The organism is Stutzerimonas chloritidismutans, from assembly GCF_038562055.1.
Classification (GTDB): domain Bacteria; phylum Pseudomonadota; class Gammaproteobacteria; order Pseudomonadales; family Pseudomonadaceae; genus Stutzerimonas; species Stutzerimonas chloritidismutans_A.
Window position 1 is genome coordinate 176,597 of sequence record NZ_JBCFXD010000009.1, and the last position, 26,989, is coordinate 203,585.

The window sequence follows — 26,989 nt, forward strand, 5'->3', positions numbered from 1 at the left end:
CCATGGCGCTTTCGGTCTTTTCGGCCGGGTACAGTAACAGCTTGTATCCGCTGGAAAAAGGCCGGTTATCTGGGCAAACTGCCTTTCCCCATCAGCCGCCCGATAATTGGGTGAGGTCTCAGATTGTGAGCGAAACCAGTTACGGTCTGCAGTCCTGGATCGACCGTCTTAACCAATCCGAACTCCCCGCATTGGCGGCGGTCGTGCAGGATTTGCAGCGCCTTACCGAGCAGGAGCACGCATCCGTTCAGCAGCTGGCTGACGTGCTCTTGCGCGATGCTGCCCTGACCTCGAAGGTGCTTCGAGTTGGCAATAGCAGTTACTACAATCCCTCCCAGGAAACGATCAAGACCATCTCTCGGGCCATCGTAATGATCGGTTTCGATAACGTTCGGTTGATCAGTCTTTCGGTCAGTCTGATTGATGGCTTGCTTGATCGTGCACCGCGCCAGCAGCTGCAGGAATTGCTGGCGCGGTCTTTTCATGCGGCAGTGCAGGCTCGCAATATTGCAGGCTACGTTCTGACCAAACATGAGGAAGAGGTCTTCATAGCCGCGTTGCTCCATGAGGTCGGCGAACTCGCGTTCTGGGGCTGCGGTGGTCGGCAGGCCGATGAATTGGGCGAGGTATTGGCGCGCGGTACGGATCATGATGAGGCTGTCGAGCAAGTGCTGGGTACAAGCTTCCGCCAGCTTAACCTCGGGCTGATCAAAAGCTGGAATATCGGTGAGCTGGCCAGCTTTGCCCATGGGGCAGGCAATCTGCGGGATCCTGCCGTGCATTCGGTCAGCCTGGGCGTTCGCATTGGCGCAGCTGCGTTGAACGGATGGGGCTGCCCGGAAATGGAAAGTCTAGTGAGAGAGTTGGCCGATTTCGGCGGTATCTCTGAACAGGATGCGATGCAGCAGATCCTTGCCAGTGCTGATGAGGCTGTGAACGTGGCGACCACGTTTGGAGCCAGTCGACTGTGCAAGCTGATTCCATCGACTGACCCAGAGCAAGTGCAATTGCAGCAGGCGCAGCGCGCTGCGAGTCTTTTGCAGCCCGACCTGTTGCTGATGCAGCAGGCTATGCAGGACCTCGGAATGATGGCCGCTAGTCGGGGCGACGTCGGTTTGATTCTCGACGCGTTGCTCAAGGGGTTACATCAGGGCGCGGGGCTGGAGCGCGTAATGCTCACAGTGCTCGCCGATCAGCAGCGGTCCTTTCGTGCCAAGTGTGCAGCGGGTGAGCAAACCGCTACCTGGCTTGAGCAATTCGTGTTGCCCGTTGATCCGTCAGGTCAGTCGCACATTTTCAGTTATGTGCTGCGCCAGCGTCAGCCACTGTGGATGGGCGTACCGGCAAGCAACAACCTTGATGAGCTGGTTACTTTGCCGCTTCGCCAGCAGCTGGGAAAGGGGATGTTCTTCATTGCGCCGTTAATGGCGGGCACGCGCGAAATCGGTGTCCTCTATGCCGATAATCGAATATCTGGTCGAGCGCTGAAGCACGAACAATTTGTCACTTTCCAGCGATTCACCCAATTGGCCGGGCGCTGCCTGGATTCACTCAGCAAACGCAATTGAGTGGGACGCCGGACTTTTCGCGCGATGCGCCTCAGCGTGGAATATACAGCGTAAGAGTCTGGCCTGGCTTGAGCATCGCGCTGTCCCTAGGGTTCCAGGTCTTCAGGTTGTTGATCTGAACGTTGAAGCGCTTGGCGATCACATAAAGCGAATCACCTTTCTTGACCTTGTAATAAGTCGGCGCCGGTTTGGCCTGCTGGTTATTGCCGGCAGGCTGAAGAAACAGCGCCTGGCCCACCTTGAGGTTGCTGCCAGAGAGATTATTCCAGCGCTGCAGATCTCGGACTGAGATCTTCTGTTTTTTGGCGATATCCCAGAGGTTGTCACCCTGGCGGACCCGGTAGCTGCGCGGTGCCGGCTGGCTTCGCGCCACGGCATGCAGAAGCTCAGGCGATTGAGCGGCGCCGGCCGACTGCGGAATGCTCAGGACTTGCCCGATCTGCAGGCGATCGCTGCGAAGACGATTGATGTCACGAATGATGTTGACCGATAGCTGATACTTGTTCGCGATCGCGCCTAGGCTGTCGCCGGGGCGTACCTTGTACTGCTGCCAGTCAACCAGATCCTGTGGCTTCATCAGCGCCAGATTGGCTGCAAACATCTCGGCCTTATCACTTGGCACTAGCAGGTGCTGCGGGCCGTCCAACGTAATGCGCCGAGTAAATGCTGGATTCAATTGGTAGATCTCGTCTTCATCCAGGTCAGCCATGTCTGCGACCCTGGCGAGATCCATACGTTGCTTCAGTGCGACCACTTCGAAATAGGGCTCGTCGGCGATCGGGTTCAGATTCAGCCCGTATGCCTCTGGGCTCTGGATCATTTGCGAAAGGGCCAGCAATTTGGGCACGTAATCGCGTGTTTCTCGAGGCAGGGGCAGATTCCAGTAATCCGTCGGTAACCCGAGCTTCTGGTTGCGCTCGATGGCGCGGCTGACAGTGCCTTCGCCCGCGTTATACGCCGCCAGTGCAAGCAGCCAGTCGTCGCTGAACAAGCCGTGAAGATAGGTAAGGTAGCGCAGCGCTGCGGCAGTTGAAGCGGTGATGTCGCGTCTGCCGTCATACCAGCTGGTTTGTTGCAGATTGAAATGGCGGCCTGTCGAAGGGATGAACTGCCAGAGGCCGACGGCATGAGCTGGGGAATAGGCAAACGGGTTGTATGCACTCTCGATAATGGGCAGCAGCGCCAGCTCAAGCGGCATGTCGCGCTCTTCGAGTTGTTCAACGATGTAGTGGATGTAGGGGCTGCCTCGCTCGCTCGCCATTTCAATGGAGTTCGGGCGACTGGAAAAAAGCAGGCGCTGTTGCTCGATGCGCGGATTGCTGTCCAGATGATCCTGCAGCTTGAATCCATGCCTGATGCGATCCCATATATCCGCATGGGTCGGCTCTGCCGGCGCATTGTCCGTGAGCCAGAGGGTGTCCTGTACCGTCGGTACAGTCCGGGTCTGGACATCGCTGTCCGCCTGAGACCGGGGAGCGGTGCTCTGGCAGCCGGTTATAGCGAGACAGATTGCCAGCGCCAGGGCCCGGCCGGAGGCTGCCAAGGCGTCCGGCTGTGGGCTGTTCGAAGAGTCAGACGGCATTGGCTGATGGGCTCCCTTGGCGCAAATTCGGGCGAGTGTAGGAATGCCGTTCCGGTGGGTCAACCCAGTGCCTTGGTTTTTGGCGACTGGTCGATCTTCATCAAAAGCTGTCTTTCCACGCTCGAAGGACCGCAAATACGGCTTCCGCTGTCTCCAGCGGGCGATCCGCATGTCGACTGGCCGCGGCTATAACTGACGGCTCGCTGCAACGCAGGAAGGGGTTGGTGGCCCGCTCGATGCTCAGCTCAGAAGGGAGGGTGAAGTGCTTTGCCTCGCGCTGGCGGGTGACCTCTTCGAGACGTTCGGTGATGTCAGGGTTTTCCGGCTCGACCGCTTGGGCAAACCGTAGATTGCTCAAAGTGTACTCATGGGTGCAATACACCTTGGTAGCCGCTGGCAGCGCGGCAAGCCTCTGCAATGACCGGAACATTTGACTGGCGGTGCCCTCGAACAGGCGGCCACAACCTGCGGCAAACAGCGTATCGCCACTCAAAAGCCACGGGTGTTGAGCATCATCATGAAAATAGGCGATGTGACCGCTGGTATGTCCTGGGACCTCGAATACGTCCAGCTCATGGTCGAGGATGCGAATGCGCTGTCCATCGACCAGCGCTTCATCCCTGGCTGGAATCTTTTCCATCGCCGGGCCGTGGACCCTTGCGGCGTATCTAGCTTTGAGCTGCTCAACGCCGCCTACATGGTCATGGTGGTGATGGGTGATGAGAATGTCGGTCAGTTGCCAGTCGGGGCGAGTATCGAGCCATTTCTCAACTGGGTCCGCCTCACCCGGATCTACCGCCGCGCATAGCCGGCGTTGTGGATCCTGCAGCATCCAGATGTAGTTGTCGGTGAAGGCGGGCAGAGCGTCTATTTTCAACATATGCACGGGTCGCCAATTCAGTAGCAAAAGCGCATCCTAACAGCCGAACTGGAGCGTTGAGCTGATTGGACACATCGATCGGGTCGGCCCAACCGACGAATGGAGGCTAGCCATGAGTGAGTCTTGTACCAAGTCGGACGAACGCTGGCTGTCGCTGATGAATAAAGCCAGTGTCTGGTTCGACGGCCCATCCGGGCGACAGCTGCTTGAGCATGAGCAGCGTGTGATCAACCAGCAGCTGTCCAGGTGTTTCGGGAGCTATCTTGTGCATTACGGGCCATTCGCCAATGCCTCGATCGAACCGCAGAAGATCAAGCGCAGCGTTCGGGTGGGGCCCCCACTTGCGGGTGTCGACATCATTTGTGAGGAGCAATCCTGGCCGATCGGCGAACACGCGGCAGACGTCGTTGTGCTTCAGCATGGTCTGGACTTCAGTTTGTCGCCGCACGCCCTGCTGCGTGAGGCTGCCCGTAGCGTGCGGCCTGGAGGACATTTGTTGATCGTCGGAATCAACCCATGGAGTGCTTGGGGGGCGACTCGTCTGCTGTCACGCAAAGCGTTTCGCCATGCTCGTTGCATTCGTCCGAACCGGGTGAGCGACTGGTTGAACCTTCTTGGATTCTCGCTGGAGAAACGACAGTTCGGATGCTATTGTCCGCCGCTTTCGTCGCGCCAGTGGCGGACGCGGTTGTCCGGTCTGGAGGCTGCGGGGCAACGGTCGCAGCTGCCTACAGGTGGTTTCTACATGCTTGTGGCGCGAAAGCTTATGGTAGGCCTTCGACCCGTGCGGCAAAGCCGTCGCGAGCGCATGGGGCAGCTGCTACCAATGCCCGTGGTGAAGGTCAGTCGCCGCGATGCCGAACACTAATAGGCAAAGAATTCCTCATGAGTGACGAAACGGTCGAGATATATACCGACGGTGCCTGCAAGGGTAATCCGGGTCCGGGTGGCTGGGGCGCACTGTTGGTCTACAAGGGTGTTGAGCGAGAGCTCTGGGGTGGCGAGGCAGAGACCACGAACAACCGTATGGAGTTGATGGCTGCCATCCGTGCGTTGGAGGAGCTGAAGCGGCCATGCCAGGTCAAGCTAGTGACCGATTCCCAATACGTCATGCAGGGCATTAATGACTGGATGCCTAATTGGAAGAAGCGGGGCTGGAAGACCGCCGCTAAGCAACCTGTCAAAAATGCCGATCTTTGGCGGCTGCTGGATGAGCAGGTTGGCCGTCATCAGGTAAGTTGGCAGTGGGTCCGAGGGCATACTGGCCACCCCGGAAACGAGCGCGCCGATCTTCTGGCCAATCGCGGCGTAGTGCAAGCCAAACGACAACCAGCTTGAGTGAGTTGAAACATGCGTAGCGTAGTACTCGATACCGAAACCACTGGCATGCCAGTGACAGACGGCCACCGGATCATCGAGATTGGCTGTGTCGAGGTCATCGGCCGCCGCCTTACCGGCCGGCACTATCACGTTTACCTGCAGCCGGATCGTGAGGTGGACGAGGGTGCAATCGCCGTTCACGGAATCACCAACGACTTCCTGATCGACAAACCCCGCTTCAGGGACGTTGCCAACGAGTTCTTTGAATTCATAAAAGGCGCGCAGCTGATCATTCATAACGCTGCGTTTGACGTGGGATTCATCAATAACGAATTCGCGCTGCTTGGTCAGCAGGACCGTGCCGAGCTGAGCGATCACTGCAGTATCCTCGACACGCTGCTGATGGCTCGTGAGCGCCACCCGGGCCAGCGCAACAGCCTCGATGCGTTGTGCAAGCGCTATGGTGTCGACAACTCGGGCCGCGATCTGCATGGCGCGCTGCTTGATGCGGAGATTCTCGCCGACGTCTATCTGACGATGACAGGTGGGCAAACCAATCTGTCCCTCGCCGGTGACGGTGCCGATTCAGAAAGCGGTGGTCGTCAGCAGGCTACGCCGATCCGCCGGTTGCCAGCCGACCGTGCCAGCACCCTGGTGATTCGCGCGAATGCGGAAGAAGTCGCTGCCCATGAGGTGCGCATGCGCGCAATCGAGAAGGCGGCGGGGACGGCGCCTCTCTGGCTTCAGTTGGAGCAGGCTGCCAGCGACGAGATCGAAGCGCTGCCAGCCTGAAGTCTTGATGTCGACGCGCACATCGGGTTCGTCGGCACCGCGTGAAAATTCTCGCTTGGTGCTTGGGGGCGGAGCCTCTACGCTGGAGAGGAACGTCTCCAGGAAACCCCCATGTATAAAGACCTCAATTTCCCCGTCCTTATTGTTCATCGCGACATCAAAGCCGATACGGTAGCTGGTGAGCGGGTGCGTGAAATAGCGGCCGAGCTTGAGCGGGACGGCTTTCACATTCTTCCCACCGGAAGTGCCGCAGAAGGCCGAATTGTGGCGTCCACCCATCACGGCTTGGCCTGCATCCTGGTTGCTGCAGAAGGCGCGGGCGAGAATCAGAGGCTTTTGCAGGATGTGGTGGGTCTGATACGGGTGGCCCGGCGGCGCGCACCTCAACTGCCGATTTTTGCGCTTGGCGAGCAGGTCACCATTGAGAATGCACCGGCCGAGGCCATGGCGGATCTGAACGAGCTGCGGGGGTTGCTCTATCTGTTTGAAGACACCGTGCCGTTCCTGGCGCGGCAGGTCGCTCGGGCCGCGCGTAGTTACCTGGACGGCTTGTTGCCGCCCTTTTTCCGGGCGCTGGTGCAGCATACTGGTGATTCGAATTACTCCTGGCACACACCCGGTCATGGCGGGGGCGTCGCCTTTCGCAAGAGCCCGGTCGGACAGGCGTTTCACCAGTTCTTTGGTGAAAATACGTTGCGCTCTGATCTGTCCGTATCGGTGCCTGAACTTGGTTCGTTGCTCGACCACACCGGGCCGCTGGCGGCGGCCGAGGCTCGAGCGGCACGCAATTTTGGTGCAGATCACACGTTTTTCGTCATCAATGGAACCTCGACCGCCAACAAGATCGTTTGGCATTCGATGGTGGCGCGCGATGACCTGGTGCTGGTGGATCGCAACTGCCATAAGTCGATACTGCATTCGATCATCATGACCGGCGCAATTCCCCTCTACCTGACACCGTCACGCAATGAGCTTGGCATCATTGGCCCGATTCCGCTCGAAGAGTTCTCTCCAGAATCGATTCAGACCAAGATCGACGCCAACCCGCTTACTCGTGGTCGTTCGCCAAGGGTGAAGCTGGCGGTCGTAACCAACTCGACCTACGACGGCCTTTGCTACAACGCTAACCTGATCAAGCGGACCCTAGGTAACAGCGTCGATGTATTGCATTTTGACGAGGCCTGGTACGCCTACGCTGCTTTCCATGAGTTTTATGACGGGCGCTACGGGATGGACACCCGCGAGCAGGGACCGCTGGTATTTACCACTCACTCAACGCACAAAGTGCTCGCCGCGTTTAGTCAGGCATCGATGATTCATGTGCTCGACAGTGAGCAACGGCAGCTGGATCGTGATCGCTTCAACGAGGCCTTCATGATGCACATTTCCACATCCCCACAGTACGGCATCCTCGCCTCGCTCGATGTCGCCTCGGCGATGATGGAAGGGCCCGCAGGGCGCTCTCTCATTCAAGAAACCTTCGACGAAGCGCTGAGCTTTCGTCGCGCGTTGGCTAACCTCAGGCAGCATCTGGCGCCGGATGACTGGTGGTTCAGTATTTGGCAGCCAGGCGAGGCGGATGGCGCGGACGAGCTGGTCACCCGCGATTGGCTGTTGCGGCCAGAAGCGGACTGGCATGGTTTTGGGGATGTCGCCGACGACTACGTACTACTGGATCCCATCAAGGTCACTTTGGTCACGCCTGGCCTCACCGCTGATGGCAAATTGGGTAAGCGGGGTATTCCGGCCGCAGTGGTCAGCAAGTTTCTCTGGGAGCGGGGGTTGGTGGTCGAGAAAACCGGTCTGTACTCCATCCTGGTGCTGTTCTCCATGGGGATCACTAAGGGTAAGTGGAGCACGCTGCTAACCGAGCTGCTCGAGTTCAAGCGGCATTACGACAATAACGTACCTTTATGCGATGCGCTGCCAACCGTAGCGCAAGCAGGCGGCAGCCAATACCTCGGTATGGGGCTGAGAGATCTGTGCGACTCGCTCCACGATTGCTACCGAAACAACGCCACCGCAAAAGCCATGAGACGCATGTATACCGCTCTGCCTGAGTTGGCAATGAAGCCGGCCGACGCCTACGACAAGTTGGTGCGAGGCGAGGTTGAGGCAGTTCCCATAACTGAATTGGAAGGCCGCATCGCCGCTGTCATGTTGGTGCCGTATCCGCCAGGAATCCCCTTGATCATGCCGGGTGAACGCTTCACGTCGGAAACGCGCTCGATACTTGATTACCTAGCCTTCGCTCAGCGCTTCGCCGCGCAGTTTCCAGGGTTCGATGCTGATGTGCATGGGCTGCAGCATGAGGAGCACTCTGGTGGATACACCGTCGACTGTATCCTCCAAGCGTAGCGCGTCGTTAAGCTTAATCCAGCCGGTATTTCGGCTTGTCAAAGAACATCATGTGCGAGGGCGTGGGCTGCTTCACATCGTCCCGCATCGACTTTCAGTTCTCTGTTGTTATAGTTGCTCGGCTGAGAACAGTCCTCTTTCTATGGGGCTGTCGAACCCGTTAAGGCACTGAGTGCCTCGGCTGTCGAGGAATGATAGCGTGACCGACTACCAAGCCTTTCGTGTGGAGTTGAAGGACAAAATCGCCCATGTGGCGATTAATCGACCTGAAAAGGTCAACGCCATGAATGCCGCATTCTGGAGCGAAATTGTCGATATATTCCAATGGGTCGACGATACGGACGAGATTCGAGTGGTGGTGCTGTCGGGCGAGGGCAAGCATTTTTCTGCCGGCATCGATCTTCAATTGCTGGCGCAAGCGGCGAGCCAGATGGGCAGCGATGTCGGTCGCAATGCCGAACGTCTTCGTCGTCAGATTCTCAAGCTTCAGAGTTCGTTCAATGCGGTGGATAGGTGCCGCAAGCCGGTCATTGCGGCGATCCAGGGATACTGTATCGGTGGTGCGATCGATCTGATTGCCGCCTGTGATATGCGTTACAGCACGCTGGACGCACAATTTTCGATCAAAGAAATTGATATGGGCATGGCGGCGGATGTCGGCACGCTGCAGCGTTTGCCGCGAATCATTGGCGACGGCATGATGCGAGAGCTTGCTTACACCGGACGTACCGTTGACGGCCAGGAAGCCAAGTCCATCGGCCTGGTCAATCGAACTTACCCTGACCAGCCATCGCTTATGGCTGGAGTGTTTGCTATGGCGGCTGATATTGCCAGTAAGTCGCCCGTGGCCATTCGCGGCACCAAGGAGATGATTCGCTACATGCGTGACCACCGTGTCGATGACGGTCTCGAATACATCGCCACCTGGAACGCAGCGATGCTTCAGTCGGCGGACCTGAAAGTGGCGATGGCTGCGCATATGAGCAAGCAGAAACCGGATTTCGCTGACTGATGCATCATTCAATCGTTGCGCGGGAGGCGCGCTAGGCATGGTTACCGGAGCTACTTCACTCAGCCTGGTTCGCGATGAGCTGTTCGCTACCATGGAAGAAGCCGAGCAGAGCCTCGAGCATTTCATCATCGACAGAAACAACGGTAGCCTGTTGCAACAAGCTGTCGAGAATCTCAAGCAGGTTCGCGGCACCTTGCGGCTCATCGAGCTTACCGGCGCCGAGCTGCTCGCACAGGAAATTCTTCAGCTGGCGACAGACATCCCTGTAGGCGCAGGGGAGGATCGGGACGCTCAGCTGGCGTCACTGAGCAACGCGCTTTATGTGCTCGGACGTTATCTGGAAAGCGTCGACGCCAGTCGACAGGAAATGCCCGAGCTGCTGCTGCCACCGATCAATGCATTGCGGTTGGCCAGTGGGCAGTCGCCACTGCCCGAGAGTTTCTTCTTTAGCGTTCGTCTCGATCATGCGCGTCCGCCGATTGAGGCTGCGGTGCGCCAGCCAACTGCGCGTGCGGCCGAAGCGCGGCGGTTGCGCCAAATGTATCAGGTTGGCCTGCTCGGCTTCATTCGGGAAGGCAATGCCTCGGCAAGTCTCAAGCTGATGGCGCGAGCGCTGGGTCGGCTGGATCTGCTGTTTGCCGACACGGCCGGTGGTCGCCTTTGTTGGTTGGGGAGTGCAGCGGTGGAGGCCCAATTGGATGGACAGTTGTTGCCTCGCCAATCACGTAAGCACTTATTCTCCAGGCTTGACCGAGAACTTCGACAGCTCAGCAGTCATGATGCCTATGAGCCGCCACGGGTGCTGCTCAAGGAACTGCTTTATCTCGTTGCGTTGGCCGAAAGCAATGGGCCATTAGCAAGTGAGGTCCGTGAAACGTTTTCGCTTGGTTCGTTACCCTTCACCGATCATCTTCTTGAGGACGAGTCTCAGCGTCTGGCCGGCCCGGGGCAGGCCGTAATGCGCTCGTTGTCCTCGGCGATCCGCGAAGAGCTAGCAAGTCTCAAAGACTTGCTCGACCTGATTGAGCGCCAGACCGCACCGGCTGAGTCTTATCCGAATCTGCATAGTCTGCTCGGCAAGCTGGCAAAGACATTGGGGATGGTGGGCTTGTCCTCCGCATCGAGCACCCTTCATGCTCAGCTGTCAGCGGTATCCGGCTGGAGCGTTGAGCAGTTGCCCGAGCCCCAAGCGTTGCTGAAACTGGCTGATGCGGTGCTCTACGTCGAGAGCATGGTTGCTAGCCTGGAGCGCGGCGAGCGCTATGATTCGCGGCCTCAGATAGCGCAGCCGGGCCAAGAGGCTGAAGCCTTCGCCAACCATCAGCTCACCGAAGCCTGTATTGTCGTTATCGGTGAGGCGACTGCGGGCCTGGCCTTGGCCAAACGCGCTATCACAGCTTATCTGGAGTCCAATGGTGAGAAATTGCATTTGGCCAATGTCCCTTTCAGCTTGATGGCTGTTCGTGGAGGGCTGCGTTTTCTAGAGCAAGATCGCGCCGCAGACTTGATTGGCGCGTGTGCGGACTTCATTCAAAAACAAATGCTTGAGGGCGTGCAAATGCCACCAGAGCAAATGCTAGAAACCCTGGCCGATGCGTTGACCAGCCTCGAGTATTACCTCGACGGCGGTGCGATATTGCGGCGTGATGACTCACGCGTCAGCGTATTGGATCTCGCGACCGAAAGTGTTCGTGCACTGGGCCTGCCGGTGGCCGCCTGATGAGTTTACGGTGGCAGCCGGCGTTGCTCGATCCAACAGAGGGCGGCGGATGGGCGGTCGTGCATTGCCAGCAGGGTTTTCTTTGTGACGCAAATGGCGTCCTGTTTCCCAGGGAGTGGTTAAAGCGCCTCGAGTTGCCTTTGCTCAGCGAGCAGGGCTTGGGCTATTTCGATGGTGACCAGGTCTTCCTCATGGAGTTGGCCCACCCCGTCGAAGTGCTTGGCGCGGGCTGGCAGGGGCTGCGTCAATTCATGATGCAGGATGACGATACTGACAGGTTTCGTATGCTCGGCTTCGCTGCGCAGATTGGCACCTGGGCAAACCATCATCGCTTCTGCGGGAGCTGCGGCAACCCGATGCGCCAGCATGCCACCGAGCGTGCAATGCAGTGTGAGAGTTGCGGCATTCATCACTATCCTCGGATATCTCCGAGCATGATCGTCTTGGTGACTCGTGGAGACGAGCTGCTTCTGGCCCGCTCACCGCGCTTTGCTCCCGGTGTATACAGCACGCTTGCAGGGTTCGTTGAGCCCGGAGAGTCAGTCGAGCAGTGCGTCAGGCGGGAAGTACACGAGGAGGTTGGTGTATCAATTGCTGAGCCCAAGTATATCTGCAGTCAGGGTTGGCCGTTTCCGCACTCGTTGATGCTCGGCTTTCACGCCGAGTACGCGGCGGGGGAGATAGTGATGCAGCCTGAAGAGATCGAGGACGCGGGCTGGTTTTCGATCCACGACCTGCCTGTGTTGCCAGCTCCAAAATCCATCGCTCGTTATCTGATCGACCTCTATCTGGCGCGGCGTTTAGGGCGTCCCGAACCAGTGCTGCCAAGCTAGTCGCAGGCTCAGGATCAGCACCACCGAGATAAAGATCGGCCGAATGAATTTCGACCCCCCCTGAATTGCCGTCCGCGCACCCAGGTAGGCGCCGACCATTAGGGCCATCCCCATACCGATCCCCAACCCCCAGGCGACCTGCCCGCCGGCAATGAACACGGCCAGTGCGACACCGTTGCTGACAAAATTCATACTGCGAGCCACGCCACTGGCTTTTAGCAAGTCGAGTGGGTAGAGCAGCATATTGCTGACGGTCCAGAATGCTCCTGTGCCGGGCCCTGCTATACCGTCATAGAAGCCTAGTGTCAGGCCTTGTGGCCACTGTCTGCGTACGTCTATTGGCATGGCGTCCGTTCGAGGTGTGGTCGGTACCCGCCCGAAAAGCAGGTACAGGCCGCAGGCAAATACCACCAAAGGCAGTACCTGATTGAGCCAGCGCGCTGGGATCATGTGGGCCAATCCCGCGCCGAGCGCCGCCCCGATGGCGGTTGCCAAAAGCGCCGAGCGCCATTGCCGTGGATGGAATAGTTTCCTGCGATAGAAGGTGAAGCTTGCCGTAGCCGAACCAAAGGTTGCGCACAGCTTATTGGTCCCTAAAACCAGATGTGGCGGCAAGCCTGCCGTAAGCAACGCGGGCAGTGTCAGCAAGCCACCCCCGCCGGCGATGGCGTCGATAAAGCCGGCAAGAAAGGCAACGGCCATGAGAGCGGCCAATACCAGCGGGTCCGTCGCAAGCTCAAACGTCAGCATGTGGAACACTCATAACAAAATCGGGAAAGAGGGTGTGGCATCATGCCGACTGTGTTTCGCGGGCGCCAATGACAGCCGCTCATTAAGCTGCGGCACCTATAGCGTAGGCGGATGGCCGACAGCGAAATGTCGACTCGTTTCCAGTGTTCCGTCCTGGCGCTGGCTGCTCTGTTTGCCCATATCGATAATGCCCTCTCGGTTTTCGGTGGGAATGTCGGTCAATGCAATATGTAGGGCTTGCAGTGGTAATTGCGTTGCTTGCAGTCGTCACTGCGCTTGTTGCGGTGCGGATGCTCGTAGGTGGGCAATGGTTGCTGGGCTGGTTGCGCGGCACCCTTGGCATGCTAGTGCTTTCGTTGGCCGTTCTGGCAGGTGTAGTCGCTTGGGATGTCACTACCTACAAGTCGCTGGGGCACGGCCCGTCGCTGGTTTCGCTGAGCTTTCAGGCCGATGGTCAGCAGCGTTATCAGGTGAAGGTGCAAGAGGGACAAACTACTCGCTTCGTCACGCTGGAAGGTGATCTCTGGCAGCTCGACGTGCGAGCGCTTCACTGGAAAGGGCTGGCTGCGCTCATTGGATTGGAGCCAGGCTATCGGCTGGAACGGCTCTCTGGCCGCTACCTCGCGGTGGAGCAACAAGATCAGGCGCGCCATCCTTTCGTGCAGCTGGGGAACAGCTGGGCAGGGGTGGATTTCTGGGGGTGGTTGAATCGGTGCCAGTGCGCTCCGCTGATGCTTGAGGCGCAATTGCGCAGGGTTAGCTATCTGCCGATGGTAGATGGCGCCGTCTATAAGGTCGAAATGGCGCCAACTGGCCTGTTAGCGAAACCGGCCAGCGAAGCAGCCGAGCAGGCAATGAAGGGCTGGTAGCGGTGGAGTGTTACGCAGAAAAAAGGGAACCCGAAGGTTCCCTTTTTCATGTCGGCACAAATCAGGCGAGGTAGCCACCGTCCACGTTGAGCGACAGGCCGGTGGTGTAGCTCGATGCATCGCTGGCGAGATAAAGCACAGCGCCCGCCATTTCGCTTGGGTCAGCGACACGGTGCAGCGGAATGTGACGTAGCGCTTCTTCGCGAATCGAATCGTTCTTGACCAGCGCCGAAGCGAACTTGGTATCGGTGAGACCCGGAAGCAAGGCGTTGCAACGGATGCCCTGTGGCGCGCACTCTTTGGCGAAGGCCTTGGTCATGTTGATCACCGCTGCCTTGGTGATGGAATAGATGCCCTGGAAGTTGCCGGGGGTGACGCCATTGATCGATGCCACGTTAATAATGCTTCCGCCGCCATGCTCACGCATCAACTTGCCGGCCTCGACTGACATGAAGAAATAGCCGCGGATATTCACATCAACAGTCTTTTGGAAGGCCGAAACGTCCGTGTCGAGGATGTGGCAGAACTGCGGGTTGGTAGCCGCGTTGTTAACTAGGATATCCAGCCTGCCGAACTGCTCGCGGATTTGTGCGAAGACGGTCTGAATCTGTTCGAGCTCACCGATATGGCAAGCGACTGCAGTAGCCTTGCCGCCGTCGGCGTTGACGGCATCAGCAACCGCTTGGCAGCCTTCGATCTTGCGGCTGGAAACGATAACGTGAGCCCCTTGCTGCGCCAGCAGTTTGGCAATGGCTTCGCCGATGCCACGGCTGGCGCCGGATACGAATGCGATTTTGCCGTCCAGGTCGAACAGGGTGGTCTTACTCATGGAGTCGATTTCCTCTTGGTGAGCTGTGTTACAGCTTCGATTTGTTAATAACCTGCAGGCTCACTTGCTCGAGCAGGGCGTTCATTTGTACGAATTTTGCGAATCGCTTGTCCTGGGTCTGACCATGGAAAAAGCGGTAGTAAATTTGTTGCACGATGGCCGCCAGGCGGAACAGGCCATAGGTGTAGTAATAATCGAAGTTGTCGATGCGAATACCGGCACGCTCAGCGTAGTAATCGACAAACTGCTGGCGAGTCAGCATGCCGGGCGCATTGCTCGGCTGCTTGCGAATCAGCTGCATCGGCGGCGGGTCAGTTGCTTCGATCCAGTAGGCCAGCGTATTGCCGAGATCCATGAGTGGGTCACCCAGGGTTGTCATCTCCCAATCGAGGACACCAATGATTTCCATCGGGTTACTTGGATTGAGGATTACATTATCGAAGCGGTAGTCGTTGTGGATGATGCCAGGCTTGGGGTGATCGGCTGGCATCTTGTCCCGCAGCCAAGCCTTGACCGGCTCCCACCCGGGCGCGTCAGCCGTGATTGCGCGCTCATACCGATCGATCCATCCATTTATTTGCCGCTGGACGTAACCTTCTGGCTTGCCCAGGTCAGCGAGACCGCAAGCGTTGTAGTCGACGTTGTGCAGGTCGACAAACTTATCGATGAAACTCTTGCACAGCGCAGTGGTTTGCTCAGGCGTGAAACCAAGCTCGGCGGGCATATCCTCGCGAAGAATGATGCCTTTGACGCGCTCCATGACATAGAACTCTGCACCGATAACCGCCTCGTCGGTACAGTAGGCATAGGCCTTCGGACAATACGGAAAGCCAGCGTTTAGCTGATTGAGGATTCGGTATTCGCGGCCCATGTCGTGCGCTGACTTGGCTTTGTGTCCAAAGGGAGGGCGGCGGAGCACGAATTCCTGCTTTGGATATTCCAGCAGATAGGTCAGGTTAGACGCGCCCCCTGGGAACTGCGAAATATTCGGCATCCCTTCCAGCCCCGGAATGTGGGCTTTCAGGTACTGGTCGATGGCCTGGGTGGGCAGTTCTTCGCCGTCGCGTATGCGGCTGGTCTGATCGGTAAGCGCCATGCTTTTCCCTTTTCTGTAATCGATGCCTCAATGACCAGTTTCCGCGACCGTCTAACCTCGGCGCCACTGACCATTCGACTGCTCTAATCTAATGCGCCCATCTGGCATCACCAAGGGAAGTCGGCCGTTATTGGTCGGGGTGTTGCCGCGTAATCAAGGCGCCTGATGCGCAGAAAACGCTGAAAAAGGCGCATAAAAAAGCCGAAGTCGCGGGACTTCGGCTTTTTTTCATTCCAGCAGATCAGGCCGGGAACAGTTCGCTCAGCTTCAGGGCGAGCATCATGTCACCTTCGGCGCGCAGCTTGCCTGCCATGAAGGCCTGCATGCCGTCGGTCTCACCACTGATGACGCCCTGCATGGTGTCGCTGTCCATGATCAGCGTAACGTTGGCGTCGGCCGATTCGCCCTTGTGGAAATCACAGGTGCCGTCTTTTACGACCAGGTAGTAGTTTTCGGCATCAGTGATATTGAACTGAAAAACCAGATCCAGGCCGGCGGCAGCGCTGGGATTGAATTTGGCCTTCATGCCCTGAATGGTTTCGTCGACGTTGCTCATCGGATATGACCCTTTATTGTCGTGGGAAAAGCGTGCGGCATGAGCCGCAGGTGGCAGGAGCTTATCGATAGGTGACGAGCTCCGGATTCTTCAGCAGTCCCAGGTGTGCGTGACTATTAAACGAAGCCAGCGCTACATCCTGATCCCTGTACTTCAAGCGGCTGAGCGACGTGTTAACAATCTGCCAGTTCAGTTCGAACGCCTTGATGGGCGATACGCCAATGATCAATTGAAGCAGCGCCGTGATCGTGCCGCCAGATGTGAAAACAGCGATGTGATCCTTTTTGTCCGCTTGTTCGAGCAGACGGTTCAATCCAGCCTGTACGCGGTCTACGAAGCTTTGCCAGCTTTCAAGGCCCTGTTTTTCGTGGTCGCCTGAAACCCATCGCTGGATGACATATTTGAACAGTCGCTGGAACTCGGCGCGATGATTGGCCGCATTGGCAAAAACCTGTATGGCACCTGGTTCGGCGGCCAGAAGATCGTCCATGTGGGCACGAATCACCTCATCGGCGCGAAACTCATTGAAGGCCGCGTCAATCTCCAAAGGAGGTAGCTGACTATCGGCACGATGACTCATCTGCTGGAGCGTCGCGCGGGCTGTGTCTTGCTGTCGGTTCAACTCTCCACTTACACAGCGGTCGAAGCAAATGCCCATTTGGTCCAGATAGTCACCCAGCGCTGCAGATTGCTGGAAGCCGAGTGGAGACAAAACATCATAGTTATCTGCGCCGAACGACGCCTGGCCATGTCTGATCAGGTAGATACTGCCCATGCGCTACTCCGGGACTCAGTTTTCGCGAGCGTAGGGGGATCGCCCTAGAGTGTCAACGACAAATCATACGTTCGTTTGAATCTGCTTCTGCTGGCTCAGACTGCGTCCTAATCGGTATGCTTGAGCGATTTTCGCCACCCAGGTTTCTGCTGGCGGTCGTGGTTAATGAGGAGGATCTGTGGAATTTCTTGCTGACTATGCAAGCTTTCTGGCGAAGACAGTAACGCTGGTAGCCGCCGTGCTGGTGGTGCTGATTGCGCTTGCCTCGCTGCGTCGTGGCCGGTCCAAGCAATCGGGTGGACATCTGGAGGTACACAAGCTCAACGATTTCTATAAGTCGATGCGCGAGCGCCTCGAGCAATCAATCATCGAAAAGGATCAGCTGAAACTACAGCGCAAGCAGGAGGCGAAGGCGGCCAAGCTGGCCAAGAAACATCCGGAAAGTCGTTCGCGAGTCTTCGTGCTCGATTTCGATGGAGATATAAAGGCATCGGCGGTCGAGAGCCTTCGTCACGAAATTACCGCTCTACTGACCATGGCCACTCCGCAGGATGAAGTCGTCTTACGCCTTGAAAGCGGCGGAGGGATGGTTCACGGTTATGGTCTGGCAGCGTCACAGCTGGTGCGTATCCGCGATGCCGGCGTGCCATTAACGGTGTGTGTCGACAAGGTAGCTGCCAGTGGTGGCTACATGATGGCCTGTATAGGTCAGAAGATTCTCAGCGCGCCTTTCGCAATTCTTGGCTCCATAGGTGTGGTTGCGCAATTGCCCAATCTCCATCGGCTGTTGAAGAAGCATGACGTCGATGTCGAAGTGCTGACTGCAGGGGAGTACAAGCGCACCCTGACCATATTCGGTGAAAACACTGAAAAAGGCCGGGAGAAATTCCAGGATGATCTTGAAACGACACATGAGCTGTTCAAGAACTTCGTTGCGCGGTATCGCCAGCAGCTGAGTATCGATGATGTCGCTACCGGCGAGGTATGGCTCGGAATTGCGGCGCTCGGCAAGCAACTGGTTGATGAATTGCAGACCAGCGATGAATACCTGGCTTCACGCGCACGTGAGGCTGACCTGTTTCAGCTGCATTATGCAGAAAAGAAAAGTCTGCCTGAGCGATTCGGCATGGCTGCAAACGCCGCCCTTGAGCAGGGTGTGCTGAAAGGCTGGACCCGTCTCAATGAACAACGTTTCTGGCAATAAGGGGTTTACTGATGGCTAGTTTTAAAGCACTGCAAACCAACGAAACCGACGGGCGTTTCGAGACAAGCCTGATCGAGCGGGACACCAATGATTTGCCGGCTGGAGAGGTGCTGATACGTGTCAGCTACTCTTCGCTGAACTACAAGGACGCCTTGTCAGCGAGTGGCAACCGTGGCGTCACCCGCAATTTTCCACATACACCAGGTATCGATGCGGCTGGGACTGTCGCTGAATCAAGCGTCAGCGACTTTGCCGTAGGTGATGAAGTCATCGTCACCGGTTATGACCTCGGAATGAACACGTCGGGTGGTTTCGGCCAATACATTCGCGTGCCAGCCGGGTGGGTAATCAAGCGTCCGGTCGGGCTGTCTCTTCGAGAGGCTATGGCTCTCGGTACGGCCGGCCTGACTGCTGCACTCTGCATAGACAAGCTTGAGCAGGCAGGTCTCGAGCCGACCGATTTGCCGATACTGGTGACCGGCGCGACCGGGGGCGTAGGCAGCATTGCGATAGCCCTGCTGTCCAAGCTTGGATACAAGGTGGCCGCAGTGACGGGTAAGGCTGAGCAAGGCGACTTCCTTCGCAAGCTTGGCGCTACGGAAATCGTTGAGCGTAGCGCGCTTCAGGCCGGTACCGAGAAGCCATTGCTCAAAGAACAATGGGCGGGAGCGGTCGATACGGTAGGCGGCGACATATTGTTCAATGCAGTGAAGTCGCTGCGACGTGGCGGGAGCGTCGCCTGTTGCGGCCTTACCGCTGGCACGAATTTTCAGGCCAACGTGCTGCCATTCATCCTGCGTGGGGTCAATCTGCTGGGGGTCGATTCGGTTGAAATCCCGCTGGTCGTAAAGGCGTCCATGTGGGACAAGCTTTCTGTGCAATGGAAGCTGCCCAATCTTGATGACCTAGTAAAGGAGATCTCGCTAGATCAGTTGCCTGAAGCGATCGAACGAACACTGGCGGGGCAACAGACTGGAAGGATATTGGTTCGACTCGACTGATGGGGTTTGCTCTGACGCCATTAGCGTTTTGCTTGTTGAGTATAGTCAAAAACGATTTATCAGCTGTTGTCGATTGAGCGAAGCTAACGCTACTACAACATAGCAGGAGCCGCTCATGAAAGTACTGGCCGAGAAAATCAAGGCAGCGTTCGGTAAGCATCCGATCGTTGCCCCGGAACGGATAGAGCATCCGAACTTCTGGATGTACCAGTAATAAAAAACCCGCCGAGAGGCGGGTTTTTTATAGCGCAGTGTTGGCCTCAGCCTTGTCTGCGACGAAACAGCGGAAGGGGTTCGTCAGCGGCAGACTGGTAGGTAACGGAGAAATCGTTCAGCCCTTGCAGTGCATCGTAGGGGTCGCGATCCGGGCGCACCGCGAAGGCGTCGAAACCACAGCGGCGCATGTAGAACAGCTGGTCACGCAGCACATCCCCAATGGCACGTATTTCCCCTTTGTAACCGTAGCGATCACGTAGCAGGCGTGCGCTGGAGTAATGGCGGCCGTCGGTGAATGCAGGGAAGTTGAGCGCGATGACCTGAAAGTTTTCCAGTTCTTCGGCGATCTCTTCCACCGCCTCGTCGGAGTCTAGCCAGATGCCAAGACCGCCGTCACGAGCTTTCAGGGCGTGAGCGTGATCGAGCCATAGCTGAAACGGCACTATCAGGTCGTCGCAGTTGGACAGGCCGTCAAGGGTTACGTCTTTAGGCAGCAGGTGCCAGGTCTCGTCGATGACCTGACCGTCCTTAATGATTCGCTGCATAGACACGCTCCTTGAAGGGGTCGATACCGATTCGGCGGAAAGTATCGAGAAACTGTTCATCTTCTGTACGGTGCTCCACGTAGACGCCGATGACCTTCTCGATCACATCGGGCATGACATCCTGGGCAAACGATGGGCCGAGTATCTGGCCGAGGCTCGCATTACGGCCGGAACTGCCGCCGAGCGACACCTGGTAAAACTCGGCGCCTTTCTTGTCCACGCCAAGGATGCCGATATGGCCGACATGGTGGTGACCACAGGCATTCATACAGCCCGAAATGTTCAGGTCTACATCACCGATATCGAACAGGTAATCCATGTCATCGAAGCGGCGTTGAATGGCTTCGGCGATCGGGATCGATTTGGCATTCGCCAGGGAGCAGAAATCGCCACCTGGGCAGCAGATGATGTCGGTCAGCAAGCCGATGTTTGGCGTAGCGACTCCTAGTTCGCGTAACTCATGCCACAGCTCGAACAGACGTGACTGCTCGACATCGGCCAGGATCATGTTCTGCTCGTGGGAGTTGCGTACTTCGCCAAAGCTATATCTATCCGCCAGATCGGCAATGGTATCTAGCTGCTTGTCTGTAACGTCACCTGGCGCTACGCCGGTGCTTTTCAGTGACAACGTAACCGCTGCGTAACCGGGTTTCTTGTGAGCGACAACGTTGCGCTCACGCCAGCGAGCGAAGCCTGGGTGCTCGGCATCAAGCTGGGCGAGCACGGCGCTCTGGTCTTCAAGATATTTGTACTCCGGGTCGATGAAAAATTTGCTGACCCGCTCGACCTCGGCTTCGGTCAAAGTATTCGCGCCGTCTTTCAAATACGACCACTCGGCCTCTACACGCTCGGCAAACACTTCCGGAGTTAGGGCTTTGACCAGAATCTTGATGCGCGCCTTGAACTTGTTGTCACGACGACCATAGCGGTTATACACGCGCAGAATCGCATCGAGATAGGTCAACAGGTGCTGCCATGGCAGGAACTCATTGATAAAGCTGCCCACGATCGGCGTACGGCCAAGACCGCCACCCACGGATACGCGGAAGCCCAGCTCGCCTGCCTCGTTGTTGACCGCTTCGAGCCCGATGTCATGGACCTCGATGGCTGCACGGTCACTCGCAGCGCCGTTCACCGCAATCTTGAACTTGCGTGGCAGGAATGCGAACTCTGGATGGAAGGTCGACCACTGACGAATGATCTCGCACCAGGGGCGGGGGTCGACTAGCTCGTCGTTGGCCACGCCGGCGAACTGGTCGGTGGTGGTATTGCGGATGCAGTTGCCGCTGGTCTGGATGGCGTGCATCTGCACGGTCGCCAGTTCGGCGAGAATGTCAGGGACATCCTCCAGCTCGGGCCAGTTGAGCTGCACGTTGGTACGGGTACTGATGTGGGCGTAGCCCTTATCGTACCGACGGGTGATGTCGGCCAGCTTGCGGATCTGGGTAGACGACAACAGCCCATAGGGCACCGCAATGCGCAGCATCGGCGCATAGCGCTGGATGTACAGACCGTTTTGCAGGCGAAGGGGCAACAGTTCTGCGTCAGTCAGTTCACCGGCGAGATAGCGGCGAATCTGATCACGGAACTGACGCACGCGATCCTCGATGATGTGTTGGTCATACTGGTCGTATACGTACATAAATGTCCTGTTTTTTCAGGCTGTCTACAGCTTCTGCGCGCACGGCCGCGCACCCGTTAATGGGAGGCCGGCAAGATACCAGCTAGCGTTTATGCGCAAAAGTGATGTTTGGGAATATGTTTAGAACGAAACACTGCTTTTAAGGCATTTCAATCGCTGGCCTTGAGCGCTTCGTATGCATGGTCTTAACTGCAATCAATGCGATCCTCAACAACAAGGTATACCGCTGTGTCAGAGCATTTTAATCGCCATGATAGTGACAGCCGCGCAGATGCCGCCGCGATCTTCTTTCTGATCCTGCTCGTGGTAGCGACCGCGGTGTTCTGGGTAAGTCATCAGTAGACCAGGGGCTCCTGGTAACCGGTCAAACGCCGACCAGATAGAGCACCAGCTTGACGACGCCGAGTATCACCAGAACGAAGGCTACGGTGAATCCGATACCCAGAAGAATGAAATGGCTGGGTTTACCGTGGCTAAAGTCCCGTTCTCGATTTTTCCCGCTTTGCACGCCCAAAGCGCCGGCCAGCATGCTTTGAAGCATCTGCCGCAGCGTGAGCGATTTGGGTTGCCGGTCTTCACTCATAACAGTCTCCGCAAGGCTCGCTGTTCTGGAGTCTAGTCAGCAATCAGGCTTCTGTTGAGATCGATTCGATAATGAACTGAGCCAACACAACGTCAGGCCTGTCGTTGCTTGATATTGCCCAAACCGGCGCGTAAGGTGCGCGGCTCGGCCGCCCAGCGGTCGCACACATGAAGTGCGTGGTGCCCGGATCTTGGTCCGGGTTAAATGGGAAATCAGTGCAAGCTGATGCTGCCCCCGCAACGGTAGAGTCGATTCGACTGAGCCCGATACCAGCCCGTACTTCCCAGGAACAGTCGCGGTGGGCGACGTCCTCAGAGTATGCCGTCTGCCTGTCTGGTCAGCGGCAGTTCTGTTGCCCACTGCACCCGGATGGAGTGGGCATGTCTTTCGCGTTTCGCTGCGTGTGTCTAGCGCTTCTGCTGCTGGCTCCAACGGTGCCGGCCAGTGCCAAACAGGTCAATGCGATCATTTCGCAGTACAGCGCCGCTGAGTTCGCTTCAGCGGCCGCCATCTTCAAGCAACGATACCCCGACCGTGCCGTCAGCGCGCGCACCCCCGAACAGCTGGCTGAGCTGGATGATGCCGAGGTCGGCCAATGGCTTGCCAGCGGAACGCGTTTGCTCGTGGTCGGCGTATTCGGGCCGGAAGCAGAGCGCTTGCGCCCGCTGATCGACCAGCACAGCGCTGGCGAACGTTTCATCCTGCACAGTGATCAGGCGCTGGTGGCGCTAAGCCGTAGCGATGGAAACATGCTGTTTGCCAACCGAGCCCAGGCTGTACGCCTCGGTGCTGAGAAACCCGCCGGCGACCTGGCTGACTGGGTGCACTCGCTCGCGGCGGCCAATCCGATCCAGGCGCAATGGATAGAAGCGCGCAGCTATTGGTTGGCCGGTGGCAGCGACAACATTTCGCGTTTGCTGATCTGGTTGACGACTCGTGACACGTCAAGCGGCAGCGCCGAGCCTGCACAGGCGAGGCCGGCGTTGCGGTTCTATCAGGACGGAGTGGTGAAGAAACCGTCGGAGCTGGCTTGGCGCGGTGAGCGAATGGTCGCAGTGATTGACCATGGGCGCGCTGACCGACGTGGAGATTCTGACCTCAACGATGCGCTGTGTCAGACGCTGCAACAACGCGATATCGCGTGCGTCAGCCTGTTCGGCAGCTGGGGCGATGGCACGCTACAGGCGCTGCGCTGGCTCAACAGCGCAGAACATCCACCGCTGGCAGCGGTCGTCGTGCTGCAGGATTTTGTCCTCGGCGGCGGCGAGGGTCGTGAAGACGCAACGGAGCTGCTGAGTCAACTCAATGTGCCCGTGCTCAAGGCGCTGCGTCTGGATGACCGAGACGAGAACGCGTGGCAGCTGTCCAGTGATGGGCTCGCTCGCGACAAGGTGCATTACCAGCTTGCAATGCCGGAACTGCAGGGCACCAGTCAGCCAATGGTGCTGGCGGCGTGGGAATCGTCGCAGATCGACCCGAACTCAGGGATTCGCTTTGGCTTCAGCCAGCCTATGCCATCCCGTGTCGAAGCCATGGCGGCGCGCCTGGCCCGCTGGCATCAATTGCAAACCAAACCCAATGCGGATAAGCGGCTGGCGCTCATCTACTACAACCACCCACCGGGGCGGCACAACATCGGCGCAGACAACCTGGATGTGCCGCAATCGCTGTTCGCCATTCTTCAGCGCTTGAAAGCCGAAGGCTACAACACCGGCACCTTGCCGGAATCGCCGGAGCGACTGCTGGAACAGCTGCAGGAGCAGGGCGTCAATCTGCCTGAACAGGGCGACGCGCTGGCTGCGATGGCGAAAAAAGCTGTTACCGTCAACACCCATAGCTACCGCCGCTGGTTCCGTACGCTGCCATCGGCAGTGCAGGCCGAAATGGTGCAGGGCCCGTTGGGATACTGGAACGCACAAATGCGCCGTGCGCTGCACGCCTCCCATCTCGACAGCGCGCGGTTGACGCTGAAAACAGGTTCCAGCGAGTTGCACCATGTGCTCGACGGTGTCGTGCATCCGGCACGCGGGCGCGCGCTGGATCTACTGGCTCAACTCGAAGCGTTCTATGAACAGGCAATCAGTCAGCCGGGCCTGGCTGATTGGGAGCAGGCCGAAAGCTTGATCCAGGCGCTGGCGGATACCGGTATCGAGGGGCTGCGTGGTTGGGGTGAGGCGCCAGGTCAGGTCATGGTGCATGGCGGCCAGATGGTCCTGCCGGGGGTGCAGTTTGGCAATATCTTCATCGGGCCCCAGCCACCCAGGGGCTGGGAAGTCGATGAGGAACTGCTGCACGCCAACCTGGTATTTCCTCCACCCCATCAGTACCTGGCCTTCTATCACTGGCTACATGACGAGTTCAGAGCCGATGCGCTGATCCACCTCGGTCGCCATTCCACCTATGAATTCTTGCCACGACGTCGAGCAGGGCTCAGCGCTGAAGACTATCCGACGCAGATCGTTGGCGACCTGCCGAGCATCTATCCCTACATTGTCGACGGGGTTGGCGAAGGGATCCAGGCCAAACGCCGCGGCCTTGCCGTCATGATCGATCACCTTACGCCACCGCTGGTCGCTACCCCGCTGTATGACGATCTGCTCAAGCTGCGCCAGTTGATAGAGAGCTTCGAGACGGGTACCGGCAGCAGCGAAGGCCCAGCGCGGCGAGCCACCATTGCTGAGATCAAGCGATTGGTGACTCGTTCCGGGCTGGAACCCGAGCTACGTGAGTCCATGGCCGAGCCGCTGGCAGCGCGAGGGATCGATTTCGAACAGGTGGACGATGACCTGCTGGTGCATGAGGTCGGGCATTACCTGACGAATATCCAGGAGCGCTTCATGCCGCTCGGCCTGCATGTGTTCGGCAAGCCCTGGGCGCCGGAAGCCGTGGACACCTTGCTGGCGTCCATGAACACTGATCAGGCGCGCTACCGACAGGCACTGATTGATTCGCCGGCTGCAGAAATGCAGGCGTTGATCGACGCCCTCAATGGCGGATTCGTCGCGCCAGGAAAGGGCAATGACCCAATCCGTACGCCAGAAGCGCTGCCCACTGGGCGAAATTTTCACGCGCTCGACAGCAGCCTGATCCCGAGTCGCATTGGTTGGAACATCGGCCACGAGTTGGCTGAGCGCGCACGCGAGCGCCCGATGGAAAAGGGCGGACGCGAGGCCGTCATTCTCTGGGCATCCGATACCGTACGTGATGAAGGCGCCATGATCGCCTTCGGACTGGACCTGCTTGGCTTAGAGCCTGTGTGGAACAGCCGGGGCATCGTCGAAGGCATCAATCGAATGCCTGCGTCAGCCGGGCGCGAGCGACGCGACTTGATGTTTACAACCTCTGGTTTGTTTCGCGATCTCTATGCCGATCAGCTTGCACTGCTCGAGCGCGGCGTATTGCTGGCGCTGGATGCCGCCAGCGAAACCATTCGCCGTGATTACCCTGCGCTGCGTACGTCGTTGGATGCGGCACTGCAGCCGCTCGGCGCGTTCGCCAGTGGCGGCAATGAAAGTCTGGAGCTGAATCGGGTGGCGGCTAATTGGGTGCGGGACGCCGCGCAGCGACTGGACGCCGGTGTTGACGCGGAACAGGCAGGCAACCTTGCTGCGCTGCGGCTTTTCGGTGTTGCGCCTGGCGCGTATGGCGCAGGTGTCAATACGCTTGTTGAGCGTTCCGGAAGCTGGCAGGACCGCAGTGAGCTTGCACGTAGCTACGTCAATCGCATGGGGCATGCGTATGGCATGAATTACCAGGGCGAGCCTGTGCAGGCAGCGTTCGAAGACAGTCTGAAACACGTCACCCGCACCTATCTTGGCCGTTCGAGCAATTTGTATGGGTTGATGGACAACAACGATGCCTTTGACTACCTCGGCGGGTTGAGCATGGCCGTGGAGCACCTGAGCGGAAAAGCACCTGAGAATTTCGTCAGCTGGCACAACGATCCGCGTAAGGTCCGCCTCGAGCCATTGCAGGAGGCACTGCTGGCCGAACTGCGCGGACGATTCCTGAATCCCGCCTGGATCAAGGCGTTGATGCAGCATGACTACGCCGGCGCACGGACCATGGGCAGTGAGTTTCTGGAATATCTGTGGGGCTGGCAGGTCACCAATCCCGACATCATCACGGACAGTGCCTGGGAGGAGGTCAAGGCGGTTTATCTCGATGACAAGCACGCGCTGGGTATCGATGAATTTCTCGAGCAGGGCGCCAACGTACACGTCAAAAGCAACATGCTTGCGATCATGCTGGTAGCGATTCAGAAGGGCTTCTGGAAGGCCGACGAGGCGACCCAGCAAGCGCTGGCCGAGCAGTTCGCCGTCTTGGTGGCTGAGCATGGTTTGCCAGGAAGCGGACATACCCGGCCGGACCATCCGATGTTTGAATGGCTGATGCCCAAGCTCCCGGAAACACTGCGTGATCCTTTGCAGGTGCGGCTGGATTCGGCGCTGCGTAAAGCGCCGCAACCAAATACGCCGAGCAGCATTCGTGAGATACAGCCGGAGGCCGAGACGCCGCAGGCGGAGCCAGGTCAGGCTGAAACACAAGGTGATCGAAGCGCCAGCCAATATCTCTGGCTGGCCGGGTTGATCGCTCTGTTGTTGTTGGGGTTGGGGATTTGGCGTGGACGCGGACCACGGTCGAGAGGAGCCGCATAACGTGTTCGACAATCAATTGTTCAGCTGGCTGCACCTGCTGGTGGGCTGGCTTTTGCAACCGGTTACCTGGGGGCTGTTCGGGCTGTTGGCGCTGGCTATTTGCGATGCCGGAGTCGCCATGGGCGAACAATTTGGCGGGCTGCGTCGTTGGGCGCGGCTGCCGGCAGCCGAGATTGAGCGGCGCGCGCGCCGCTCAATCT

22 protein-coding genes, 1 pseudogene and 1 riboswitch are annotated in these 26,989 nt (G+C 58.0%); of the genes and pseudogenes, 13 read left to right on the forward strand and 10 right to left on the reverse strand.

Annotated features, from left to right (window positions below; all coding sequences use genetic code 11):
- The first annotated feature begins 125 nt into the window (after positions 1-125).
- Positions 126-1,568, forward strand: coding sequence for an HDOD domain-containing protein (locus tag AAGW23_RS15105; protein ID WP_342407197.1), 1,443 nt, complete (start codon positions 126-128; stop codon positions 1,566-1,568).
- 31 nt (positions 1,569-1,599) lie between these two features.
- On the opposite strand, the gene AAGW23_RS15110 is transcribed toward AAGW23_RS15105, so the two are convergent.
- Together AAGW23_RS15110 and gloB are read right to left on the reverse strand one after the other, a co-directional pair.
- Entirely contained in the window at positions 1,600-3,150 is a 1,551-nt protein-coding gene (locus AAGW23_RS15110) for a lytic transglycosylase domain-containing protein (protein ID WP_342407198.1), read from the reverse strand.
- Between the two features lie 100 nt (positions 3,151-3,250).
- Positions 3,251-4,030, reverse strand: coding sequence for a hydroxyacylglutathione hydrolase (gene gloB, locus AAGW23_RS15115; RefSeq protein ID WP_342407199.1), 780 nt, complete (start codon positions 4,028-4,030; stop codon positions 3,251-3,253).
- Between the two features lie 112 nt (positions 4,031-4,142).
- Here gloB and AAGW23_RS15120 point away from each other — a divergent pair, with 112 nt between their 5' ends.
- The 7 genes from AAGW23_RS15120 to nudC all read left to right on the forward strand — a co-directional run bounded on the left by AAGW23_RS15120 (position 4,143) and on the right by nudC (position 12,065).
- Entirely contained in the window at positions 4,143-4,898 is a 756-nt protein-coding gene (locus tag AAGW23_RS15120; RefSeq protein ID WP_342407200.1) for a class I SAM-dependent methyltransferase, read from the forward strand.
- A gap of 17 nt (positions 4,899-4,915) precedes the next feature.
- Positions 4,916-5,368 (forward strand): ribonuclease HI, encoded by a 453-nt coding sequence (gene rnhA, locus AAGW23_RS15125; RefSeq protein ID WP_342407201.1) that lies wholly within the window; start codon positions 4,916-4,918, stop codon positions 5,366-5,368.
- 12 nt (positions 5,369-5,380) lie between these two features.
- Positions 5,381-6,142, forward strand: coding sequence for a DNA polymerase III subunit epsilon (gene dnaQ / locus AAGW23_RS15130; RefSeq protein ID WP_342407202.1), 762 nt, complete (start codon positions 5,381-5,383; stop codon positions 6,140-6,142).
- Between the two features lie 111 nt (positions 6,143-6,253).
- Positions 6,254-8,500, forward strand: coding sequence for an Orn/Lys/Arg decarboxylase N-terminal domain-containing protein (locus tag AAGW23_RS15135; protein WP_342407203.1), 2,247 nt, complete (start codon positions 6,254-6,256; stop codon positions 8,498-8,500).
- Positions 8,501-8,699: 199 nt separating this feature from the next.
- Positions 8,700-9,512, forward strand: coding sequence for a crotonase/enoyl-CoA hydratase family protein (locus AAGW23_RS15140; protein ID WP_342407204.1), 813 nt, complete (start codon positions 8,700-8,702; stop codon positions 9,510-9,512).
- Between the two features lie 37 nt (positions 9,513-9,549).
- Positions 9,550-11,232 carry a ferrous iron transporter B gene (locus AAGW23_RS15145; protein WP_342407205.1) on the forward strand — a complete coding sequence of 561 codons (1,683 nt, stop codon included), beginning with the start codon at positions 9,550-9,552 and terminating at the stop codon, positions 11,230-11,232.
- Positions 11,232-12,065: an NAD(+) diphosphatase gene (gene nudC, locus AAGW23_RS15150; protein WP_342407206.1), complete on the forward strand. Its 834-nt coding sequence runs from the start codon at positions 11,232-11,234 to the stop codon at positions 12,063-12,065. The genes AAGW23_RS15145 and nudC overlap by 1 nt, the downstream gene beginning before the upstream one ends.
- On the opposite strand, the gene AAGW23_RS15155 is transcribed toward nudC, so the two are convergent.
- The gene (locus AAGW23_RS15155) at positions 12,033-12,815 is read right to left on the reverse strand and encodes a TSUP family transporter (protein WP_342407207.1); all 783 of its coding nucleotides are present in this window, start codon (positions 12,813-12,815) and stop codon (positions 12,033-12,035) included. The two genes, nudC and AAGW23_RS15155, sit on opposite strands and share 33 nt — an antisense overlap.
- 221 nt (positions 12,816-13,036) lie before the next feature.
- On the opposite strand from AAGW23_RS15155, the gene AAGW23_RS15160 reads away from it, so the two are divergent.
- Positions 13,037-13,684, forward strand: coding sequence for a hypothetical protein (locus AAGW23_RS15160; RefSeq protein ID WP_342407208.1), 648 nt, complete (start codon positions 13,037-13,039; stop codon positions 13,682-13,684).
- Between the two features lie 61 nt (positions 13,685-13,745).
- On the opposite strand, the gene AAGW23_RS15165 is transcribed toward AAGW23_RS15160, so the two are convergent.
- The 4 genes from AAGW23_RS15165 to AAGW23_RS15180 all read right to left on the reverse strand — a co-directional run bounded on the left by AAGW23_RS15165 (position 13,746) and on the right by AAGW23_RS15180 (position 16,940).
- Positions 13,746-14,513 (reverse strand): SDR family oxidoreductase, encoded by a 768-nt coding sequence (locus AAGW23_RS15165; RefSeq protein WP_342407209.1) that lies wholly within the window; start codon positions 14,511-14,513, stop codon positions 13,746-13,748.
- A gap of 28 nt (positions 14,514-14,541) precedes the next feature.
- Entirely contained in the window at positions 14,542-15,609 is a 1,068-nt protein-coding gene (locus AAGW23_RS15170; RefSeq protein ID WP_342407210.1) for a phosphotransferase family protein, read from the reverse strand.
- Positions 15,610-15,850: 241 nt separating this feature from the next.
- Positions 15,851-16,165: an SCP2 sterol-binding domain-containing protein gene (locus tag AAGW23_RS15175; RefSeq protein ID WP_342407211.1), complete on the reverse strand. Its 315-nt coding sequence runs from the start codon at positions 16,163-16,165 to the stop codon at positions 15,851-15,853.
- A gap of 61 nt (positions 16,166-16,226) precedes the next feature.
- Positions 16,227-16,940, reverse strand: a complete 714-nt coding sequence (locus AAGW23_RS15180; RefSeq protein WP_342407212.1) for a histidine phosphatase family protein — start codon at positions 16,938-16,940, stop codon at positions 16,227-16,229.
- 178 nt (positions 16,941-17,118) lie between these two features.
- Between AAGW23_RS15180 and sohB the strand changes: the two genes are divergently transcribed.
- Positions 17,119-18,144, forward strand: a complete 1,026-nt coding sequence (gene sohB / locus AAGW23_RS15185; RefSeq protein WP_342407213.1) for a protease SohB — start codon at positions 17,119-17,121, stop codon at positions 18,142-18,144.
- An 11-nt stretch (positions 18,145-18,155) separates the two neighbouring features.
- The gene (locus AAGW23_RS15190; protein ID WP_342407214.1) at positions 18,156-19,145 is read left to right on the forward strand and encodes a YhdH/YhfP family quinone oxidoreductase; all 990 of its coding nucleotides are present in this window, start codon (positions 18,156-18,158) and stop codon (positions 19,143-19,145) included.
- 260 nt (positions 19,146-19,405) lie between these two features.
- Here AAGW23_RS15190 and AAGW23_RS15195 read toward each other — a convergent pair whose 3' ends face one another.
- The 3 genes from AAGW23_RS15195 to AAGW23_RS15205 form a co-directional block, all read right to left on the reverse strand.
- Entirely contained in the window at positions 19,406-19,906 is a 501-nt protein-coding gene (locus AAGW23_RS15195; RefSeq protein ID WP_342407215.1) for a DUF934 domain-containing protein, read from the reverse strand.
- The gene (locus tag AAGW23_RS15200) at positions 19,890-21,548 is read right to left on the reverse strand and encodes a nitrite/sulfite reductase (protein WP_342407216.1); all 1,659 of its coding nucleotides are present in this window, start codon (positions 21,546-21,548) and stop codon (positions 19,890-19,892) included. The genes AAGW23_RS15195 and AAGW23_RS15200 overlap by 17 nt, the downstream gene beginning before the upstream one ends.
- A gap of 364 nt (positions 21,549-21,912) precedes the next feature.
- On the reverse strand, positions 21,913-22,131 hold the full coding sequence (locus tag AAGW23_RS15205) for a DUF2970 domain-containing protein (protein WP_102835334.1): 219 nt from the start codon (positions 22,129-22,131) through the stop codon (positions 21,913-21,915).
- A 160-nt stretch (positions 22,132-22,291) separates the two neighbouring features.
- Positions 22,292-22,422: riboswitch (cobalamin riboswitch) on the forward strand.
- An 89-nt stretch (positions 22,423-22,511) separates the two neighbouring features.
- Here AAGW23_RS15205 and AAGW23_RS15210 point away from each other — a divergent pair.
- Positions 22,512-26,789 carry a cobaltochelatase subunit CobN gene (locus AAGW23_RS15210; protein WP_342407217.1) on the forward strand — a complete coding sequence of 1,426 codons (4,278 nt, stop codon included), beginning with the start codon at positions 22,512-22,514 and terminating at the stop codon, positions 26,787-26,789.
- Between the two features lies 1 nt (position 26,790).
- Positions 26,791-26,989 (forward strand): annotated as a pseudogene (locus tag AAGW23_RS15215) (MotA/TolQ/ExbB proton channel family protein); the annotation flags it as partial.

Excerpts from the sequence above, each read along its gene's own strand:
- dnaQ (WP_342407202.1), top strand. The coding sequence starts at position 5,381 with ATGCGTAGCGTAGTACTCGATACCGAAACCACTGGCATGCCAGTGACA.
- nudC (WP_342407206.1), top strand. The coding sequence starts at position 11,232 with ATGAGTTTACGGTGGCAGCCGGCGTTGCTCGATCCAACAGAGGGCGGC.
- AAGW23_RS15205 (WP_102835334.1), bottom strand. The coding sequence starts at position 22,131 with ATGAGTGAAGACCGGCAACCCAAATCGCTCACGCTGCGGCAGATGCTT.
- AAGW23_RS15145 (WP_342407205.1), top strand. The coding sequence starts at position 9,550 with ATGGTTACCGGAGCTACTTCACTCAGCCTGGTTCGCGATGAGCTGTTC.
- AAGW23_RS15195 (WP_342407215.1), bottom strand. The coding sequence starts at position 19,906 with ATGCAGCGAATCATTAAGGACGGTCAGGTCATCGACGAGACCTGGCAC.
- AAGW23_RS15165 (WP_342407209.1), bottom strand. The coding sequence starts at position 14,513 with ATGAGTAAGACCACCCTGTTCGACCTGGACGGCAAAATCGCATTCGTA.
- AAGW23_RS15175 (WP_342407211.1), bottom strand. The coding sequence starts at position 16,165 with ATGAGCAACGTCGACGAAACCATTCAGGGCATGAAGGCCAAATTCAAT.
- AAGW23_RS15155 (WP_342407207.1), bottom strand. The coding sequence starts at position 12,815 with ATGCTGACGTTTGAGCTTGCGACGGACCCGCTGGTATTGGCCGCTCTC.
- AAGW23_RS15180 (WP_342407212.1), bottom strand. The coding sequence starts at position 16,940 with ATGGGCAGTATCTACCTGATCAGACATGGCCAGGCGTCGTTCGGCGCA.
- AAGW23_RS15120 (WP_342407200.1), top strand. The coding sequence starts at position 4,143 with ATGAGTGAGTCTTGTACCAAGTCGGACGAACGCTGGCTGTCGCTGATG.
- AAGW23_RS15160 (WP_342407208.1), top strand. The coding sequence starts at position 13,037 with ATGCAATATGTAGGGCTTGCAGTGGTAATTGCGTTGCTTGCAGTCGTC.
- AAGW23_RS15135 (WP_342407203.1), top strand. The coding sequence starts at position 6,254 with ATGTATAAAGACCTCAATTTCCCCGTCCTTATTGTTCATCGCGACATC.
- rnhA (WP_342407201.1), top strand. The coding sequence starts at position 4,916 with ATGAGTGACGAAACGGTCGAGATATATACCGACGGTGCCTGCAAGGGT.
- gloB (WP_342407199.1), bottom strand. The coding sequence starts at position 4,030 with ATGTTGAAAATAGACGCTCTGCCCGCCTTCACCGACAACTACATCTGG.
- AAGW23_RS15110 (WP_342407198.1), bottom strand. The coding sequence starts at position 3,150 with ATGCCGTCTGACTCTTCGAACAGCCCACAGCCGGACGCCTTGGCAGCC.
- AAGW23_RS15210 (WP_342407217.1), top strand. The coding sequence starts at position 22,512 with ATGTCTTTCGCGTTTCGCTGCGTGTGTCTAGCGCTTCTGCTGCTGGCT.
- AAGW23_RS15170 (WP_342407210.1), bottom strand. The coding sequence starts at position 15,609 with ATGGCGCTTACCGATCAGACCAGCCGCATACGCGACGGCGAAGAACTG.
- AAGW23_RS15190 (WP_342407214.1), top strand. The coding sequence starts at position 18,156 with ATGGCTAGTTTTAAAGCACTGCAAACCAACGAAACCGACGGGCGTTTC.
- AAGW23_RS15200 (WP_342407216.1), bottom strand. The coding sequence starts at position 21,548 with ATGTACGTATACGACCAGTATGACCAACACATCATCGAGGATCGCGTG.